Source organism: Marinobacter gudaonensis, from assembly GCF_900115175.1.
Taxonomy (GTDB): domain Bacteria; phylum Pseudomonadota; class Gammaproteobacteria; order Pseudomonadales; family Oleiphilaceae; genus Marinobacter; species Marinobacter gudaonensis.
Map to the genome: position 1 here is coordinate 1,505,137 of NZ_FOYV01000001.1, position 17,626 is coordinate 1,522,762.

Consider the following 17,626-nt stretch of genomic DNA (forward strand, 5'->3'; position numbering starts at 1 on the left):
TTATAGTCTGTCGCCCGACATGGCCATGCCCGAATTAAGATCTTCCAGGGTGACCTCCCCAAAAGCCAATACCTTGCCACCAAGTTCCTCTGCAAACTTTTCTGCATCAACCTGACGGGCAAAGGACGCCAGGGTCGGCCCCATGGCGCCGTTACGAGTGGAGCCCACGACATAGAAGGCTTCCCTGGCATCAATCAGGGCCGTGTCGTTCGGGTTCTGCCAGTCGGTCTGGGCCATGTCGTGGACGTAGAGGGTGTGTTCCCGGTTGACGTTCTCCGGCTGCAGCACCCAGGCGAACATATCGCGGGTGGAGCAGAATTTTCGAACCTGCTGGTCTTTTTCGGTAATGGCCTGGCCCTTGGGGCCGGGGAAGCCTTCAATGAGCATGCCGCACACGTGGCATTCGTCGCCGTTTTCGAAGTGCACCGGGTCGGGCGTTGCGGCGGCCTGCTCCTCTGCGCCTGAGCAGGCGGTGAGTGTGAGGGCTGCAAGGCTGGCGAGGAGCCAGTTGAATCGGGTTCGCTGCATCGGTGGTTACTCCGTTCAGATACGGCGGTTTCGGAAAAGCGCGAGAGCGCCAGCCAGTGGCACAACAAACCAGAGCACCAGACCAACCCATAAGCCGGCAGCGCCGACGGGAAGGTCGGTCCCAAGGCTGAGCACGCCGGTCATCTGGCCGCTGTCGCCGAAGGCGACGATGTTGAGCAGGCGGTAGATATCGGTGGGGTTGAGCATCAGCAGCCAGGGCAGCAGTTCGGCGCTGAACTGGCCTTCGCTGGCCACGAGAGTGCCCAGCAGGAGCAGGTCGAAGATCAGTACGAAGAAGAACCAGATGGCCAGCGCCAGCCCGGCCGCGACCGGTTTTTCGCCAACGCGAACGCTGATCAGGTAGGCCAGCGCAATGAACCCCCAGCCCAGCAACACGGTGGAGGCTATGAACCTCAGCATGGCTGCCATGAGGCTAGTGATGGTCACTTCATCCACCAGCAGGGCGATGGCCACGCCGGCCACACCAAATCCGATCAGCGTGGCAAGGGCCAGGGTCAGGCCATGGCCCAGGAATTTGCCCAGGAGCAACTCGCTTCGACTCAGGGGATAGGTCAGCAACAACAGCAGGGTGCCGCCCTCTTCCTCGCCGACAATGGCATCGTAGGCCAGCAGCAATGCGATCAGCGGGATCAGGAAGATGCCCAGGCTCGCGAGACTGGCAATGGTGGCGGGTGTGGAGGCATAGCCCACCTGCCCGGAAGCGGCGGCCCCGAACCAGGCAATCCCCAGGGCCAGGGTGGCGAAAACCAGAGCAATGGCCACCAGCCAGCGGTTGCGCAGGCTGTCGCTGAGCTCCTTGCGGGCAATGGTCCAGATACTGTTCATGACTTGCCTCCGCGATGGGCCAGGCCGCCGCTGCCGATGAAGTGCACGTAGATATCCTCAAGACTGGGTTGGTGAATACTCACATCGGCCAGCTCGCCGGAGGCGAAGAGCGCCTGCAGCAGCGGCATTTTTTCCCGGGGCTGCACATCCACCCGCAGGCGACCGCTATCCGCCTTTACCAACAGGCCATTGAAGCGACCGGCCCGGTCGATGGCCCGCTCCAGCGCAGAGACATCATGGGCAGGCTCCAGAGAGAGGGTCACCGGCATATTGGCCTGCCGCCTGAGGGCCGTCAGATCCCCCGCCGCCTGCAGGGCGCCGCCGGTCAGGATGGCCGCCCGATCGATGTAAGGCTCAACACCTGGCAGAACATGGGAACAGAGCACGATGCCGGTTCCCTCGTTCCGAAGGGTCCGCAGCAACCGGTACAGATCCGCCGTGGCCACCGGATCCAACCCCACGGTGGGCTCGTCCAGCATCAACAACCGGGGCTTTCCCAGCAGTGCCTGGGCCAGGCCCAGACGCTGACGCATGCCCTTGGAGTAGGTCTTGGTGCGGGCGTCCATGGCATCACTCAGACCCACCTGCTCCAGCAGATCCGGCACCTGACGCAGGTCGGCGCCCTTGAGACGCGTAAAGTGACGGAGAATTTCGCGCCCGGTGAGCTGCGGATAGAACATGACGTTCTCAGGCAGGTAACCAATGTGCTGGGTAACCTCCGGGTCGCCGGCCTGCCCCCCCAGCACCGACACCGTTCCCTGCTCGGGCGACATCAGACCAAGGATCAGCTTGATCGACGTGGTCTTACCCGCGCCGTTGTGGCCAAACAGCCCGAGAATCTCTCCGGGCTCAAGTCTCAGATCAATGCCCGTGAGCACAGGGCTCTTGTCGTACCGGTAACTGACATTGTCCAGTTGAAAGCAGCTCATCGGATCTCCGTTTGAAGCACTGCGGGCAGCCGCATCAGGGGGTGGGAATCGACGACTCCGGCGGACTTGACCACCGGAAAGGCATCCTGCACCCAGCGCAGTGTGTCCACTGCCGGGCTGAACATCAGTACCCGGGCTTCTGGGTATTTCCATAACAGCCGGTCGACGTTGTCGTTGGGCTCGTAGGGCACATCACCAATCCCGTCCTGGTTCCGGTCCCAACCCAGGTAATCACTCCAGAAATTGCCCCGATCTCCTTTCGACCAGTCCTGGGTCCGGGTGGCCACATACTTCACCTGGCGCTGATTGTTCACAAAAGCATTGCCGAACACCTCGTTGTCCTCCGAACCGGCGGTCAGGTGAATACCAATGTCGCTGTCGGCAAACACATTGCCCTCGAACGTGTTGTACAGGGAGTTATAGATAAACACCGCCTTGCCCTCGGCTCCGTCAATGGCCACGCCTGCCGAGCGACCCTGGGACACCCCGGTCACCACATTGCCCCGCACCTCGGACTGGGTAATGAAGTTCATCAGAATGCCGTAATTGGCATCGTTCACTGACCGGTTGTTGAGCACCCGCAAACGCTTGCTCTGCATCAGCGCATAGCCGGTGCGGGTACGACGGGTCACATTTCCCTCTAGCAGATTATTCATCGAGTACATGTAATGAATGCCATAACGCAGATCCGACATCTCGTTATCGCGGATGATGTTGTTATTGGCAGTCTCGATGTAGATCGCGTCCCGGGTCTCACGAATGTCGTTACCCTCAATCAGCGCCCCGGTAGTATTGAACAGGTGAATCCCGTTGCCCCGATCCTGGGACCGTATCGACGCATCCCCACGAATGCGGTTATCACGCACCGTCACATCGGGCGTCGCATCAAGCCAGATCCCGAACGCGGGCCCCTGTAGCCGGTTGTTCTCCACCACGGCGCCCTTGGCCTCACGACCCACAAAAATCCCGGCATCCAGTTCGTTCAGGTCGCCGCCCCAGTTGCGCACCTCGCACCCGGACAACGTCACCCTCTCGGCCTGAATTTCCACGGCATTCCCCTGCCCGCCACCGTCAATCACAGTCCCGGCCTGGCAGGACACAGATACGTCAGCCACCCGGATAACCAGTGGAGAAAGCTGCTCAGCGGGCAGTTCAAACGATGCTCCCGGCTCCAGAGCATCCAGTGTGGCCTGCAGTTCCGCTTGCGCGGTCAGCGAAAACAGAGCGACTGTCAGGGCCACTCCATAACGCAGTTTTCGATACATCAACGTTTCTCAAAAAAGGAAATTAGAGGACTGCACCATGCTTCGAGCAAATCGATGGAAGAGGGCTTGCCAGGGCCCAAGCACCGGGCCCCGGCAACAACCTCAATGGATCAGGCTTTCTCAACAATCATGCGCCCACGCATCTCCATATGCAGCGCATGACAGAACCAGTTGCAGTAGTACCAGTGCACCCCGGGACGATCCGCCTTGAAGGTCACCGAAGCCGTCTGCTGCGGACTGATCTCCATGCTCACACCGTGGTTCACCATACAGAAACCGTGGGTCACGTCCTCGATGGTGTCCAGGTTAGTCACATACACCGTCACCTCATCGCCCTGCTTCACCTTGAACTCGGTCATCCCGTACTGCGGCGCGATCGACGTCATATAAACGCGCACCTTGTTGCCGTCACGGATCACCTTGTTATCGGCCTCCAGGGTAACGCCATCCTTCTCGGCCTGGGCCCGTGCGGTGGCAAAGAACGGATCATCACGGGTGTAGATCTTCTTCGTCTTGATCTGGTCCCGACGCACCAGGATGCAGTCGTGGGGTTCAGCAAACGTTGGACCGTCGTGCACCAACTTCATCTCCTCGCCGGAGATATCGATCAACTGGTCGTTCTCCGCATGCAGCGGACCCACCGGCAGGAACCGGTCCTTCGAGAACTTCGACAGAACCACCAGCCACTTGCCGTCCGCGTCCCGTGACTCGGTCAACGAAGCATGGTTATGGCCCGGCTGGTAGTGCACGTCCAGCTTCTGGCGGATGTAATCCACCTTCTCGCCGTTATAGTTGCGAATGGCATCGGCGATGTTCCACTTCGCCACCTGGCTGTCGATAAACAGCGTGGTGTAGGCGTTGCCACGGCCATCGAAGGTGGTGTGCAGCGGCCCGAGGCCCAGCTCCGGCTCGGCCACCACGGCATCCCGCGGCTCAATCTTGTTGTCGAACACATCGTCCAGCTTGTCGATGGCGATGATGGACACGGTCGGTGACAGCTTGCCGTTGGCAATAAAGTACTTGCCGTCGGGCGAGGTGTTCAGGCCGTGGGGGTTCTTCGGCACCGGAATGTAGCGGGTGAACTCGGAGCCTTCGCGGCCGTCAAGGACCGGCACCTTGGAGTCGCCGAGGGTCTTGTAGTTGCCGTTCTTGACCGCCTGCTCGATGCGCGCAATGTTGAATACCACCGCCCAGTCGCGATCGTTGCGCATGGTGCCAGCCAGATCCAACGCCTTCTCGGAGTTGTAGCAGGTGGCACAGGCGTACTTGCCGGTGTAGTCGGCATCGGTGTTGTCGAGGTTGCCATCCACAATGACCTGGAACGCCACCTCCATGGTCTCCGCGTCCACCGCGTTGAACATGGTAAAGCTGTTCTCAAGGCTGGTGTCGCTGCCATCATTGGGATGCGGAATCACGTACTCGGCGTTGCAGAAGACGTACTTGGTTTTCGGCACCTTCTGCAGCCGCAGGCCGTGAATGGCCTGAACGTTGGGGATGGTGGTGATCTTGTCACACTTCATGATGTCCAGACGGATCCGGGCCACGCGGGTGTTGGCCTTGTCGTTGATGAACAGGTACTTGCCATCGTAACGACCGTCGGTCATGGAGATGTGCGGGTGGTGGCTGTCGCCGTTGGAGAAACGGCTGCTGTCTCCCAGGACCTCCTTGCTCTCGTTGGTGAGTCCCCAGCCGGTCGCGGAGTCCACGTTGAACACCGGAATCCGCATCAGTTCGCGCATGGAGGGCACGCCCAGCACACGCACCTCGCCGGAATGGCCACCACTCCAGAAGCCGTAGTATTCATCCAGTTCGCCGGGGTGAATCAACCAGTTATTGCGGGCTTCCTCGGCAGCAGCCGCGAAGGCTTCCCGCGACATCACGGCTGAACCCAAACCGGTGGCACCGGCAACGCCGGCCAGCGCGGCAGCGCCCATGAAGCGGCGACGACTCTGGCCACTTTCCGGAAGCGCCGGTGAGCCCTTGATCAGATCATCTTTCTTTCTCATAACATCCAACTCCATCTGTTGGTAATGGCGGTTTTACTTCTCATGCTTTCTTCTTGCGGGACTGCTCACGTCACCTGCACCACCGGAATCTCCTCCGGATGGCCGGGTGCGTTATGGCCACGGCGCTTGCCGCGTCGCTTGACGATCAGCGGCGGGCACTTGTGGTCATCGAAATAGGTCATCTGGCAATCCAGGCAGTAATGGCACTCCATGTAGTTGATGTGCCCGTCCGGGTGAATGGCCTGGACTTCACACTCGTGATCACACAGCCGGCAAGGGTTGCCACACTCCTTGCGCCGCTTGAGCCAGTCGAACACCCGCAGCTTGCTGGGCAGCGCCAGCGCTGCGCCCAGTGGGCACATGTACCGGCAGAACACCTTGCGGGTAAAAAGGTTGACCACCAGCAGCAGCACCGCGTAGGTGACAAAGGGCCAGCTGCGGTCAAACTTCAGGGTGATGGCGGTCTTGAATGGCTCCACCTCGGCCAGGCGCTCGGCGGTGGCCATGGAATCCAGCGACACCCCGAACAGCACCAGCAGGATGATGTACTTGATGGCCCACAGCCGCTCGTGCACGGGGAACGGGACGGTGTACTGGGGCACTTTCAGCTTGCGGGCAATTTCATTCAGCAGTTCCTGCAGTGCGCCGAACGGACACAGCCAGCCGCAGTACACCGCCCGCCCCCACAACAGGATGATGCCGGCGACAACGGCCCAGAGAATGAAAATCACCGGGTCGATCAGGAAGGTCTTCCAGCTGAAACCACTGATCAGGCTGTTAACGAAGGTCAGCACGTTGACGATGGACAACTGCCCCATGGCATACCAGCCGATGAAAAACAGGGTGTAGGTCAGGAAGGCGTGACGGATCCAGCGCATGATCTTCGGCTTCTTCACCAGCCAGTCCTGGAAGAAAAGGATGAAGAGCAGTACACCGATACCAATGCCCAGCACCACAATCTGGAATTCGCGCTGGTACCACACCTGCACCCACATGGGCTGGTCCGCCAGCATGTCCTCTTCGGTCATGACTGGCTCCGGGCGTGTGTAGTACTGCTCCGGCAGTTGATAAGTCAGCGGGAACACCTGGAATTCGCTGTCCAGCGGGCCGGTCTGGCGCTTGACCGTAAGCTCCAGGGTCCACTCGGTGCCCGGATCAAAGCTGTACTGCTGGCGAATAATGAAAATTGCCATCTCGCTGAACTCCGGCATCCCCTCGGCGTACACGTCGCTGAGCCGGTAGAAATCCAGGTCGCGGAAGTTGAAGGTATCGCCAAACTGGCGGATCTGGACCCGGTCGAAAATGCCGCCACGGACGTATCCGGAGCCCTTGAAGGAGTAGTCACCGTTGGCCATCACCGCGATGGCGTGTTCGCCCTCTTTGAGCTCGCCGGTCAGCCACTGGAACTGGCTCTCCCCGAGCAGGTTGCGGCCGATGGTGGGCACGTCAAGGTAGGCGGTGTAGAGATCGATCAGGGGTTCTTCGCGCTGCTCGGGTGCTGCCATATCCACACCCTCGGCGGCCGTTCCCTTGAAGGCGTCGTCCACCTGGCCGCGGGTCAGTTTCAGGCGACGCACCGATCCCTCACCCAGCAGGGTCTGCCAGCTCTTCTGCTGAAATTCGCCGGTCTGGATATTGGCCATGGGCGGGCGGGCGTTACTCAGGCTTTCAACCAACCCCAGCTCGGCGGCCACGCGGTGGGCGGACTTCATGATCACTTCGTTGACCACCATTACGGTAACCGTAGCCCCGGACAGGCCATCCACAGCCACCTTGTGTTCGGTGGAAGTGCCACCTACCGTCACCCGCTGATCTGCCTTCAGCCCCACGTACTGGTCGGTAAACTGGTGCAGCTTGGCTTCGGGGATGCCCACCAGCAGTATCGGTTCGTGATGCTCGATCACATGACTGGTTACGATTTCTCCGCTGGTATCCAGAATCACCAGAATGTTCAGAGGCTTGCCCGAATAGGCCGGTGTCTGCACAAAGTCGAGACTTTGGTAGGCGTAGCCGACCAACTCATCGCCGGCATAGAGTTCCTGGATGGCGCGATTGCCTTCCCGCGGACTCACATTGGTCACGGATGGCATGGCCTTCTGCACCACCTGCCGGGCTGCAACCGGCTGGTATTCGCCGACGGGCGCGGCGACCAGGCCGCCGGCCATGAGCGACAGGATCAACAGAACTACCAATCGGGAAAATACGGTCACTGGGGGCTCCAAAACGCATGAACGCACACTGCCAAGACTAGACAAACCAGAGGGAAATCAAATACCTCTTTATGCATACCCGGGGCTGGCTGTGGTGATAGATGGCGGTCAGCCCAGGCTGACCGCGTTGCCCTGGGTATCGAGCGGGAGGTAGTTGCCAATGTGACCAAGGCGGATGGACTCCACCATCATGGTCAGCGGCTGCTGCGCTTCATCCGTGGAAGGCGCCATGCCGCCCCGTCCGGACATGGCGGCGATGAACACAACGTCCCAGGACTGGCCAGTTGCTCGGGATTCTTCCACCAGTGCCCCGAAATCCGGGGCCTCTTCCGGAGTCTTGTCGACGCAGATGACCGGCGTGAGGGCGCCGCCCTCGCCGCGCTCGAACGCGGCCTTTTCCTCAGCAGAAGCTTCGTCTGGAAGCTCGGCCCGGCAGAAGACGTAGAGCAGGCGCTGGGCTTCCTGCTGGCTGCGCGAGGCCTGAATAAGGTCTTTATAACTGCTGATCATGGTTGAGTATCCTTGACGATGTCGGGCCGTGGCCAATCAGGCCTTACGGGCAATGAGTTGACGGGAGCGATTGCGGACTTCCTCACACACCTCTTCCACGGCGTCGGCACCGTAGCTTTGCCCGTAATGTTTCTTGAATCCGTAGTCGTAGAGCCGGACATGGTCGTCCGGCTCTACGCCGATGTTCTCGAGACACGCCCGGGCACAGTGCAGCGGGCAGCCATCAATCACGGTGATGGGCCGGCCCGAGCGGGCGGTCTTGACCAGCGACGCTACCTTGCCGCCAACACCCGAGATGCAGGACATCTCGAATTCGCCAGCATGGTCGAGCGCCACCGCCGCGTTGTTAGCCAGCTGTGCCACATCGGAGCAGCCGGAGCATGAGTAGATCAGTGGTCGTTGCTTTCTGGCTGTCACTGGTCCTCCTTCCCGAAAAGCCTGGAGGCTTGCTGTGGTTTATTACTGGCTGATGTCGATCAGTCGCTGTGGGTCGGAAATAAACAGCCGGCTGCGGTTCACCCGTACCAGGCCGTTGGCCTTGAGATCCGCCAGGATCCGGGAGAAGGTTTCCGGCTGCATGGCCAGGCGGGATGCCACCAGGCACTTGGGCAATGGCAGCTCTACTTCCCCGCCTTCCTCGGCACCGTTCGGCAGCAGGTCGATCAGGTAGCGAATGAGCCGATCCCGGGCGTTCTGCACGGTCATGATTTCCAGATCATGGAATCGGGAAACCGCTCGCTTGGCGTAGTGCCTCAGGGCAGCCTGGGCGTATGCGGGGTTGCTCTCGAGCAGTTCCTGGTAGGCCTTCACCGGAATCATCAGCACTTCGCTGGACTTCAGGGCTTCCGCGTAGCAAGCGTACCGGGGCGGATCGGCGTAGATCATGACTTCCGCAAAGCAGTCGCCGGGAGCGATGCTGTCGAGGGTTCGGTCGATGCCGGATGCATCCAGCCGGTACAGGCGCAGGCGGCCGGAAATCACAAAGAAGAAATGGTGCGCCGGCATGTCCTGGCGGTACAGGAGCTGGTGATGCCCCAACCGGATGCGTCGGGATTGCTGCACCAGGTGCTGCACGTCTTTGCCAGACAGGGTCCGGAACAGCGGATGGCTGCGCAGGGCCTGCAGGCCGTCTTCGTCGTCGAAGGGTTTGTTGACGGCAACCAGGACCGGTTTGGCGTAGCGGGTTTCGGCGGTTTGGGTGAGTGCCATGGCGTATCCTCTCTGCACATTCATGCATTCGAAATCATGTTTTAAATAGTAGAGGGATACCGGGCGGAAAGCGCTCCCCCCATGGGGGTAGTTCGGGGGTTATTCGGGAGTAATTGATCTAACTCAATGTGTTTTGTTGCCAACTAATCTGAGTTCCACAGGCGTCCAGTGAACTTTGATCCTGGTGCACTGACAATGGAGCACAGGTTGGCGGCCGGTATGGCTTCCCAAAACTCGCTCCTTGCGGCACTTCCCTGTGACGCTTGACTGCAGCCATCCATGGCTGCAGACAGTTTTGGGAAGCCATACCGGCCACCAACCTCCAGACTTCAGCGCCGAAGTCTCGATTACTGCATCAGAGGCGAGTCCGGAAGCTCCAGATCTACGCCTTCCACGCCCGTTTCCGCGGCGAGGATCTGCAAGTACTGCCGGAACGCCCGGCGGGTCACGCTTTCGCTCAGGTACTGTCGGATCTGGGGTTTGACGTGCTCGTACGGGAGTTGCTCGCCATCGATGCGCTGGTCTACGCGGACGATGTGCCAGCCGTAGCGGGTTTCGATGAGTTCCGGGTTGAGGCCTTCCTGCAACGCGAGAACCGGGCGTTCGAATTCGTCTACGGTCTGGCCTTTGCTGATCTGGCCGAGGCTGCCGCCCTGATGGCGGGATTCGCAGACGGAGTACTGTTTGGCCAGTTCGGCGAACCGGGAACGGCCTTCCATCAGCGCGGTGAGCAGCTGGTGGCCGGCCTCTTCCTGGCGGATGCGTTCCTGGACATCGTCCGGGGCTGCGGCCAGCAGGATGTGGCTGACGGCCATAAGCGTGGGGCTGCAAAAGCGGGCCGGGTTAGCGTTGTAGAAGCGCTCGCAGTCTTCCTCGGTGGGGTCGGGAACGTTGAGCTCCAGCTCCAGCACACGGGCGATGCAGTCTTCTTCGTCCGCTACGTCCTGCAGGCCGAGGCGCTCTGCCTGTTGCAGGAGCAACTCGCGGATCACAAGGCTTCGGGCGGCTTCGTGCCAGGCTTCGGCGACTTCTTCGGCCGGGTGATGCTGCATTTCCCGGGCGATGTCGTCTTCGCTGATGAGGGTGTCGCCCACATAGACCGGCGGGAACTGGTTTCTGGGTTTTTCGGCGTCGCCAACGGGGATGAGTTGCATGATGGTTACCTTTTGATCTGGTTGTCGGTTTACGGCTTCGCCTAATCCGACCTACGTTTCTGCTTTCGGGCACGGGTAGGTCGGATTAGCGTGGGCCCGCCACGCGTAATCCGACACTCCCGGTAATCCACCCGTTACGCCCGCTTACGGACCACCTGGTACTTCCGCCCGAAATACTCCACCGGCACGCTCAGCATGTGCACCAGTCGGGTGAACGGGAACAGTACGAAGATGGTCAGGCCCAGGAAGATGTGGGTCTTGTAGATCCAGTGCACGTCGGCGATGTAGCCAGCCACGCCGCCCTGCAGGGTGACAATGCCCTGGGCCCAGGCGGAGAACTTGAGCATGGTGCTGCCGTCCAGGTGACCCATGGTGGGCAGGATGGTCAAAAGGCCGAGCGCCAGCTGGACTACCAGGATCACAATGATCATGTTGTCAGCAAAGGTGCTACTGGCCTTGATGCGAGGGTCGGTCAGCCTGCGCCAGGCGAGCATGCCGCCACCGATAATGGCCATGACCCCGGCAATGCCGCCCACCACGATGGCCATGACCTGCTTGGTGCCCGGGGTCATGAACGGCTCGTAGAGCGCGTGCGGTGTCAGCAGGCCCACCAGGTGGCCGAAGAAGATCACCAGTACGCCGACATGGAACAGCACGCTGGCCATCACCATATTCTTCTTGCGCAGCATCTGGCTGGAATGGGCCTTCCAGGTGAACTGGCCCTGGTCATAGCGGGCCCAGGTGCCGATCACCAGCACGGCGATGGCAATATACGGGTAAACCCCGAAAAGTAGTGTGTTCAGATAGGACATCATTTCCGTTTCCTCCTGCGCCCTCAGGCGCGTCCTGCCTGACGGGGCGTTGCGTCCGTCATCAGCTGATCGCTCAGGTGAATGGTCTGGGTCTGCTCAAGCTCCCGGCGACGCTGACCAACCACGCTGCCGGTGCTGCAGGAACTGCCCTGATCATCAACAAACTTCACCATTTCCTCTTCCCAGACCTTGTCCAGGGCTTCCGGGGTGTCATCACGCTCTTCCGCTGCCACAATCTGCGCCAGCTCCTGACGGTTGGCCTTGCGGCCAGACAGCACCAGCAGGGAGTCCATCACCACGTGGTAGAAGCTCTCCCGCTGGTACAGGCGCTCGCCCAGCAGGCCCAGGATGTGGTGGATATCCTCCAGCCAGTTCCGGACCTCCTCCCAGGGGCGGGTGGAGAGGTATTCCAGGAACAGCGGCAGGTAGTCCGGCAGTTCCCTTGCGTCGATTTCCAGCCCGTTGCTGCGGTATTCCTCCATCAGGTCCACCATGGCCTGGCCACGATCACGGGATTCGCCATGTACGTGTTCGAACAGCAACAGGGAGGTGGCCCTGCCCTTGTCGAAGGTGCCCACGTAGGCTTCCTGCAGATCCAGCAGATCGCCGTTGCAGAGCCTGTCGAGACAGCGCAGCAGTTGCTCCTTGTTCTGCCGGGGCAGCCGGCTATCCTCAAGGACAGCCGCGGTGAGCGCGTCTTTGGAGGCCTGGAGTTCTTCGTTCGGGTACTCAAGCACCCGTGCCAATACTTTCAGCAGTTGCATGTCGGCCTCCTTATTCCTGCAGCTGTTTCGGATCGACCTGCTTCACGGTCGCCAGCTTCTGAACCATGCTGGTAGTCTGCTTGCGACCACCGAACATGTTGAATTTGCTGTCGCCGTTGCAGCCATCGCCAAAGCTGAAGCCACAGCCGTTGCGCTCGCCGTGGGCGGTGGCGTCCGGGAAGGCTTCCTTCGCCAGCTCGCGGTGGCTGGTGGGGATCACAAAGCGGTCCTCGTAATTGGCGATCGCCAGGTAGCGGTACATTTCGTCCGCCTGGGCCTTGCTCAGGCCGGCTTCCTCCAGGGCACGCAGATCCTCTTTGCCTTCCACGGTCTCGGCACGCTTGTACAGGCGCATGGCCATGATCCGCTTGAGGGCCCGCACGATGGGCTTCTCGTCACCGGCGGTGAGCAGGTTGGCCAGGTACTTCACCGGGATCCGCAGGCTCTCGATCTTCGGCAGTACACCGTCGAACTCGATCTTGCCGGCCTCGGCGGCAGACTGGATCGGGCTCAGGGGTGGCACGTACCACACCATCGGCAGGGTCCGGTATTCCGGGTGCAGCGGCAGGGCCAGTTTCCAGTCCACCGCCATCTTGTAGACCGGGCTCTGCTGGGCGGCTTCGATCACGTTCATCGGGATGCCGTCTTTCTTCGCCTGCTCGATCACTTTCGGGTCGAACGGGTCCAGGAAGATCTCCAGCTGCTTCTCATAGAGCTCATGCTCGCCCGGGGCGCTGGCCACTTCTTCGATGCGGTCGGCGTCGTACAGCAGCACGCCCAGGTAGCGGATCCGGCCCACGCAGGTCTCGGAACACACGGTGGGCATACCGGCTTCGATCCGCGGGTAGCAGAAGATGCACTTCTCGGATTTGCCGGTTTTCCAGTTGAAGTAGATCTTCTTGTACGGGCAGCCGGAGACACACATCCGCCAGCCACGACACTTGTCCTGGTCGATCAGTACAATGCCGTCTTCCTCACGCTTGTAGATAGCACCGCTCGGGCAGCTGGCCACACACGCCGGGTTAAGGCAGTGCTCGCACAGGCGCGGCAGGTACATCATGAAGGTGTTCTCGAACTGGCCGTAGATATCCGCCTGCACCTGGTCAAAGTTCTTGTCTTTGCGGCGCTTGGCGAACTCGGTACCGAGAATCTCCTCCCAGTTCGGGCCCCATTCGATCTTCTGCATGCGCTGGCCGGAGATCAGCGAGCGCGGCCGGGCTACCGGCTGGTGCTTGCTGTCGCCCGCGGTGTGCAGATGCTGGTAGTCGAAATCAAACGGCTCGTAGTAGTCGTCGATCTGGGGCAGATCGGGGTTGGCGAAAATGTTCGCCAGCACCCGGAAACGGCCACCGATCTTCGGGCGGATCTTGCCGGAGCTGTCGCGCATCCAGCCGCCCTTCCACTTGTCCTGGTTTTCCCACTCTTTCGGGTAGCCGATACCGGGCTTGGTCTCGACGTTGTTGAACCAGGCGTATTCCATGCCTTCGCGGCTGGTCCAGACGTTCTTGCAGGTGACTGAACAGGTGTGGCAACCAATGCACTTGTCCAGGTTCAGCACCATGCCGACTTGGGAACGGATTTTCATTTTACAGCCTCCTGAACAGTGTCATTGCCTTCGCCGTCGAGCCAGTCGACGTTGTGCATCTTGCGCACCACCACGAACTCATCGCGGTTGGAGCCGACGGTGCCGTAGTAGTTGAACCCGTAGGAATACTGGGCGTAGCCGCCGATCATGTGGGTCGGTTTCGGGCACACCCGGGTGACCGAGTTGTGGATACCACCCCGGGTGCCGGTGATCTCGGAGCCCGGAATGTTCACGATCCGCTCTTGGGCGTGGTACATCATCACCATGCCGGGCATGACCCGCTGGCTCACCACCGCCCGGGCCGCAATGGCGCCGTTGGCGTTGAACAGCTCGATCCAGTCGTTGTCCTCGATGCTCAGTTCTTTGGCATCGTCCTCGCTCAGCCACACGATGGGGCCACCGCGGGAGAGGGTCAGCATCAGCAGGTTGTCGCTGTAGGTGCTGTGGATACCCCACTTCTGGTGCGGCGTGATCCAGTTCAGCGCTTTCTCCGGGTTGCCGTTGCTGCGCTGGTTGATCATGTAGCTCACCGTCTTGGTGTTGATCGGCGGGCGATACACCAGCAGGCTTTCACCGAAGGCGCGCATCCACTCGTGATCCTGGTAGAACTGCTGACGGCCGGTCAGGGTGCGCCAGGGGATCAGCTCATGGACGTTGGTGTAACCGGCGTTATAGGACACGTGCTCGTCTTCCAGGCCAGACCAGGTGGGACTGGAGATGATCTTGCGCGGCTGCGCCACGATGTCCCGGAAGCGGATCTTTTCCTCTTCCTTGTTGGTGGCCAGATGGGTGTGATCCAGGCCGGTAAACTCGGACAGCGCCGCCCAGGCTTTCACCGCCACCTGGCCGTTGGTTTCCGGGGCGAGGGTCAGGATAACCTCGGCGGCATCAATAGCGCTCTCGATCTTCGGACGGCCTGCATTGGCACCCTCAAGGTGTGTGTAGTTCAGGTCCTTCAGGAACTTCACTTCCTTCTCGGTGTTCCAGTTGATGCCCTTGCCACCATTGCCCAGCTTGTCCATCAGCGGACCGAGGGAGGTAAAGCGGGCGTAGGTGTTCGGGTAGTCCCGCTCAACGGTGATGAAGTTGGGCGCGGTCTTGCCCGGAATCAGGTCGCACTCGCCTTTCTTCCAGTCCTTCACATCGAACGGCTGGCCCAGTTCGGCCGGCGCATCGTGCAGCAGCGGCAGAGTGACCACGTCTTTCTCGACACCCAGGTGGCCTTCCGCGGCCTTGGAGAAGGACTTGGCGATACCCTTGTAGATCTCCCAGTCACTGCGTGCTTCCCAGGCCGGATCGGTGGCCGCGGTCAGAGGGTGGATGAACGGGTGCATGTCGGAGGTATTCAGGTCGTTCTTCTCGTACCAGGTAGCGGTCGGCAGAACGATGTCGGAATACAGGCAGGTGGTGGACATGCGGAAGTCCAGGGTCACCAGCAGGTCGAGCTTGCCTTCCGGCGCCTCATCGTGCCATTTCACTTCCTGGGGCTTGGCACCACCTTCATGGCCCAGATCCTTGCCCTGCAGACCACTCTTGGTGCCGAGCAGGTACTTGAGCATGTACTCGTGGCCCTTACCGGAGGAGCCCAGCAGGTTGGAACGCCAGATGAACATGTTACGCGGGCAGTTCTCCGGCGCTTCCGGGTCTTCGCTGGCGAAGGCCAGGGAGCCGTCCTTCAGGGACTGGGCCACGTAATCGGCCACTTCCATGCCGGCCTTCTCGGCTTCCGCAGCAATAGTCAGCGGGTTACGGTTAAGCTGGGGCGCAGACGGCAGCCAGCCCATGCGCTCTGCGCGCACGTTGTAGTCGATCAGGCTGCCACCGAATTTGGACTTGTCCGCCAGCGGCGACAGGATCTCGTCGACACCAAGCTTCTCGTAGCGCCACTGGCCTGAGTGGGCGTAGAAGAAAGAGGTGGAGTTCATGTGCCGGGGCGGACGCTGCCAGTCCAGGCCAAAGGCCAGCGGCTGCCAGCCGGTCTGCGGGCGCAGTTTTTCCTGACCCACATAGTGGGCCCAGCCGCCACCGCTCTGACCGATACAGCCACACATGATCAGCATGTTGATCAGGCCGCGGTAGTTCATGTCCATGTGGTACCAGTGGTTCATACCGGCACCCACGATGACCATGGAACGACCCTTGGTCTTGTCAGCGTTATCCGCGAACTCCCGGGCAATGCGGATCACTTTCTCGGCGGGCACGCCGGTGATCTTTTCCTGCCAGGCCGGAGTGTAGGGCTTCACTTCGTCATAGGAGGTGGCACCGTCGTCCTCGCCCAGGCCACGGCTGATGCCGTAGTTGGCGACCATCAGGTCGTAGACGGTTACCACGCGACCCTCGGAGCCATCCGCCAGCTTGACCTTGCGGGTGCCGAGCTTGTGCTTAAGGACATCCTTGATTTCCACGTGCTGGAAGTGGTCATGCTCGATACCACCGAAGTAGGGGAAGGCAACGTCGACGACGTCGTCGTGCTTCTCGACCAGGGACAGCTGGAGACTGACGTCGTTACCACTGGCGGTCTGCTTGAGGTTCCACTTGCCCTTCTCGCCCCAGCGATAACCGATGGAGCCATTGGGCGCGGTCAGCTCGCCGGACGCCTCATCAATGGCGATGGTCTTCCACTCGGGGTTGTTCTCCTCACCGAGTCCATCCATCAGGTCGCTGGCACGCAGGAAGCGGCCCGGCACAAAGCTGCCGTCCTCTTTCTCTTCCAGCATGACCAGGTAGGGCATATCGGTGTAGCGGCGTACGTAGTCGGTAAAGTACTCGCTGGGCTTGTCGACGTGGAACTCTTTCAGGATTACGTGGCCCATGGCCATGCCCAGTGCCGCGTCGGTGCCCTGCTTCGGGTTCAGCCACTCGTCGGACAGCTTGGAGACTTCCGCGTAGTCCGGGGTGATGGCGACGGTCTTGGTGCCCTTGTAACGGACTTCGGTAAAGAAGTGGGCGTCCGGAGTACGGGTCTGGGGTACGTTGGAGCCCCAGGCAATGATGTAGCCGGAGTTGTACCAGTCGGCAGACTCGGGCACGTCGGTTTGCTCACCCCAGGTTTGCGGGGAGGCCGGCGGCAGGTCGCAGTACCAGTCGTAGAAACTCATGCACACACCACCGATCATCGACAGATATCGGCTGCCGGCGGCGTAGGAGACCATGGACATGGCGGGAATCGGAGAGAAGCCGATGATCCGGTCCGGGCCGTACTTGCGGGCGGTGTAGACGTTGGAGGCGGCGATCAGCTCGTTAACCTCGTCCCAGCTGGAGCGAACGAAGCCACCCATGCCGCGACGGGGCTTGTACTCGGCAGTTTTCTTGGGATCCTCGACAATCGAGGCCCAGGCGTCGACCGGATCCTGGTGTTCCACCTTCGCCGCACGCCAGAGTTTCATCAGGTGCTTGCGCATCAGCGGGTACTTCAGGCGGTTGGCGCTGTACATGTACCAGGAATAGCTGGCACCACGGGGGCAGCCGCGAGGCTCGTGGTTGGGCAGATCGGCACGGGTGCGGGGGTAGTCGGTCTGCTGGGTTTCCCAGGTCACCAGGCCGTTCTTGACGTAGATTTTCCAGCTGCAGGAGCCGGTGCAGTTCACCCCGTGCGTGGAGCGCACGATCTTGTCGTGCTGCCAGCGCTGGCGATAGCTGTTTTCCCAGTCGCGGCTCACTTCGTGGGTTTCGCCGTGGCCGTTGGCGAACGGCTCGCGCTTCTTCCTGAAGTAGTTCAGTTTGTCGATCAAATGACTCATGGTCTCTCTCTCCATCAACCCATCAACCCATCAACCTGTTTGACGGATCGTTGCTTCGAATTGAGACC

The 17,626-nt window shown here is 60.7% G+C and carries 14 protein-coding genes; all 14 read right to left on the reverse strand.

Features of this window, described 5'->3' with window-relative positions:
• Entirely contained in the window at nt 1-528 is a 528-nt protein-coding gene (locus BM344_RS06910) for a nitrous oxide reductase accessory protein NosL (protein WP_091987567.1), read from the reverse strand.
• Nucleotides 529-543: 15 nt separating this feature from the next.
• The gene (locus BM344_RS06915) at nt 544-1,374 is read right to left on the reverse strand and encodes an ABC transporter permease (protein ID WP_091987569.1); all 831 of its coding nucleotides are present in this window, start codon (nt 1,372-1,374) and stop codon (nt 544-546) included.
• Entirely contained in the window at nt 1,371-2,303 is a 933-nt protein-coding gene (locus BM344_RS06920; protein WP_091987572.1) for an ABC transporter ATP-binding protein, read from the reverse strand. The genes BM344_RS06915 and BM344_RS06920 overlap by 4 nt, the downstream gene beginning before the upstream one ends.
• Nucleotides 2,300-3,568, reverse strand: coding sequence for a nitrous oxide reductase family maturation protein NosD (locus tag BM344_RS06925; protein ID WP_091987574.1), 1,269 nt, complete (start codon nt 3,566-3,568; stop codon nt 2,300-2,302). Before BM344_RS06925 ends, BM344_RS06920 begins: the two co-directional genes overlap by 4 nt.
• Before the next feature lie 110 nt (nt 3,569-3,678).
• Nucleotides 3,679-5,574 carry a TAT-dependent nitrous-oxide reductase gene (gene nosZ, locus BM344_RS06930; RefSeq protein WP_091987576.1) on the reverse strand — a complete coding sequence of 632 codons (1,896 nt, stop codon included), beginning with the start codon at nt 5,572-5,574 and terminating at the stop codon, nt 3,679-3,681.
• Nucleotides 5,575-5,639: 65 nt separating this feature from the next.
• Nucleotides 5,640-7,739 carry a transcriptional regulator NosR gene (gene nosR / locus BM344_RS06935; protein ID WP_091990872.1) on the reverse strand — a complete coding sequence of 700 codons (2,100 nt, stop codon included), beginning with the start codon at nt 7,737-7,739 and terminating at the stop codon, nt 5,640-5,642.
• A gap of 153 nt (nt 7,740-7,892) precedes the next feature.
• Entirely contained in the window at nt 7,893-8,294 is a 402-nt protein-coding gene (locus BM344_RS06940) for a ribonucleotide reductase subunit alpha (RefSeq protein WP_091987578.1), read from the reverse strand.
• Nucleotides 8,295-8,330: 36 nt separating this feature from the next.
• Nucleotides 8,331-8,711: a putative zinc-binding protein gene (locus BM344_RS06945; RefSeq protein ID WP_091987581.1), complete on the reverse strand. Its 381-nt coding sequence runs from the start codon at nt 8,709-8,711 to the stop codon at nt 8,331-8,333.
• 42 nt (nt 8,712-8,753) lie between these two features.
• Nucleotides 8,754-9,503 carry a Crp/Fnr family transcriptional regulator gene (locus tag BM344_RS06950; protein WP_091987584.1) on the reverse strand — a complete coding sequence of 250 codons (750 nt, stop codon included), beginning with the start codon at nt 9,501-9,503 and terminating at the stop codon, nt 8,754-8,756.
• A 347-nt stretch (nt 9,504-9,850) separates the two neighbouring features.
• Nucleotides 9,851-10,657, reverse strand: coding sequence for a peptidylprolyl isomerase (locus tag BM344_RS06955; protein ID WP_091987586.1), 807 nt, complete (start codon nt 10,655-10,657; stop codon nt 9,851-9,853).
• A gap of 134 nt (nt 10,658-10,791) precedes the next feature.
• On the reverse strand, nt 10,792-11,469 hold the full coding sequence (narI, locus tag BM344_RS06960; protein ID WP_091990874.1) for a respiratory nitrate reductase subunit gamma: 678 nt from the start codon (nt 11,467-11,469) through the stop codon (nt 10,792-10,794).
• A gap of 23 nt (nt 11,470-11,492) precedes the next feature.
• Nucleotides 11,493-12,233, reverse strand: coding sequence for a nitrate reductase molybdenum cofactor assembly chaperone (gene narJ / locus BM344_RS06965; RefSeq protein ID WP_091987588.1), 741 nt, complete (start codon nt 12,231-12,233; stop codon nt 11,493-11,495).
• 10 nt (nt 12,234-12,243) lie between these two features.
• The gene (narH, locus tag BM344_RS06970) at nt 12,244-13,818 is read right to left on the reverse strand and encodes a nitrate reductase subunit beta (RefSeq protein WP_091987591.1); all 1,575 of its coding nucleotides are present in this window, start codon (nt 13,816-13,818) and stop codon (nt 12,244-12,246) included.
• Complete coding sequence (locus BM344_RS06975; RefSeq protein WP_091987593.1) at nt 13,815-17,558, reverse strand: nitrate reductase subunit alpha; 3,744 nt, start codon at nt 17,556-17,558, stop codon at nt 13,815-13,817. Before BM344_RS06975 ends, narH begins: the two co-directional genes overlap by 4 nt.
• Between the last annotated feature and the right edge of the window lie 68 nt (nt 17,559-17,626).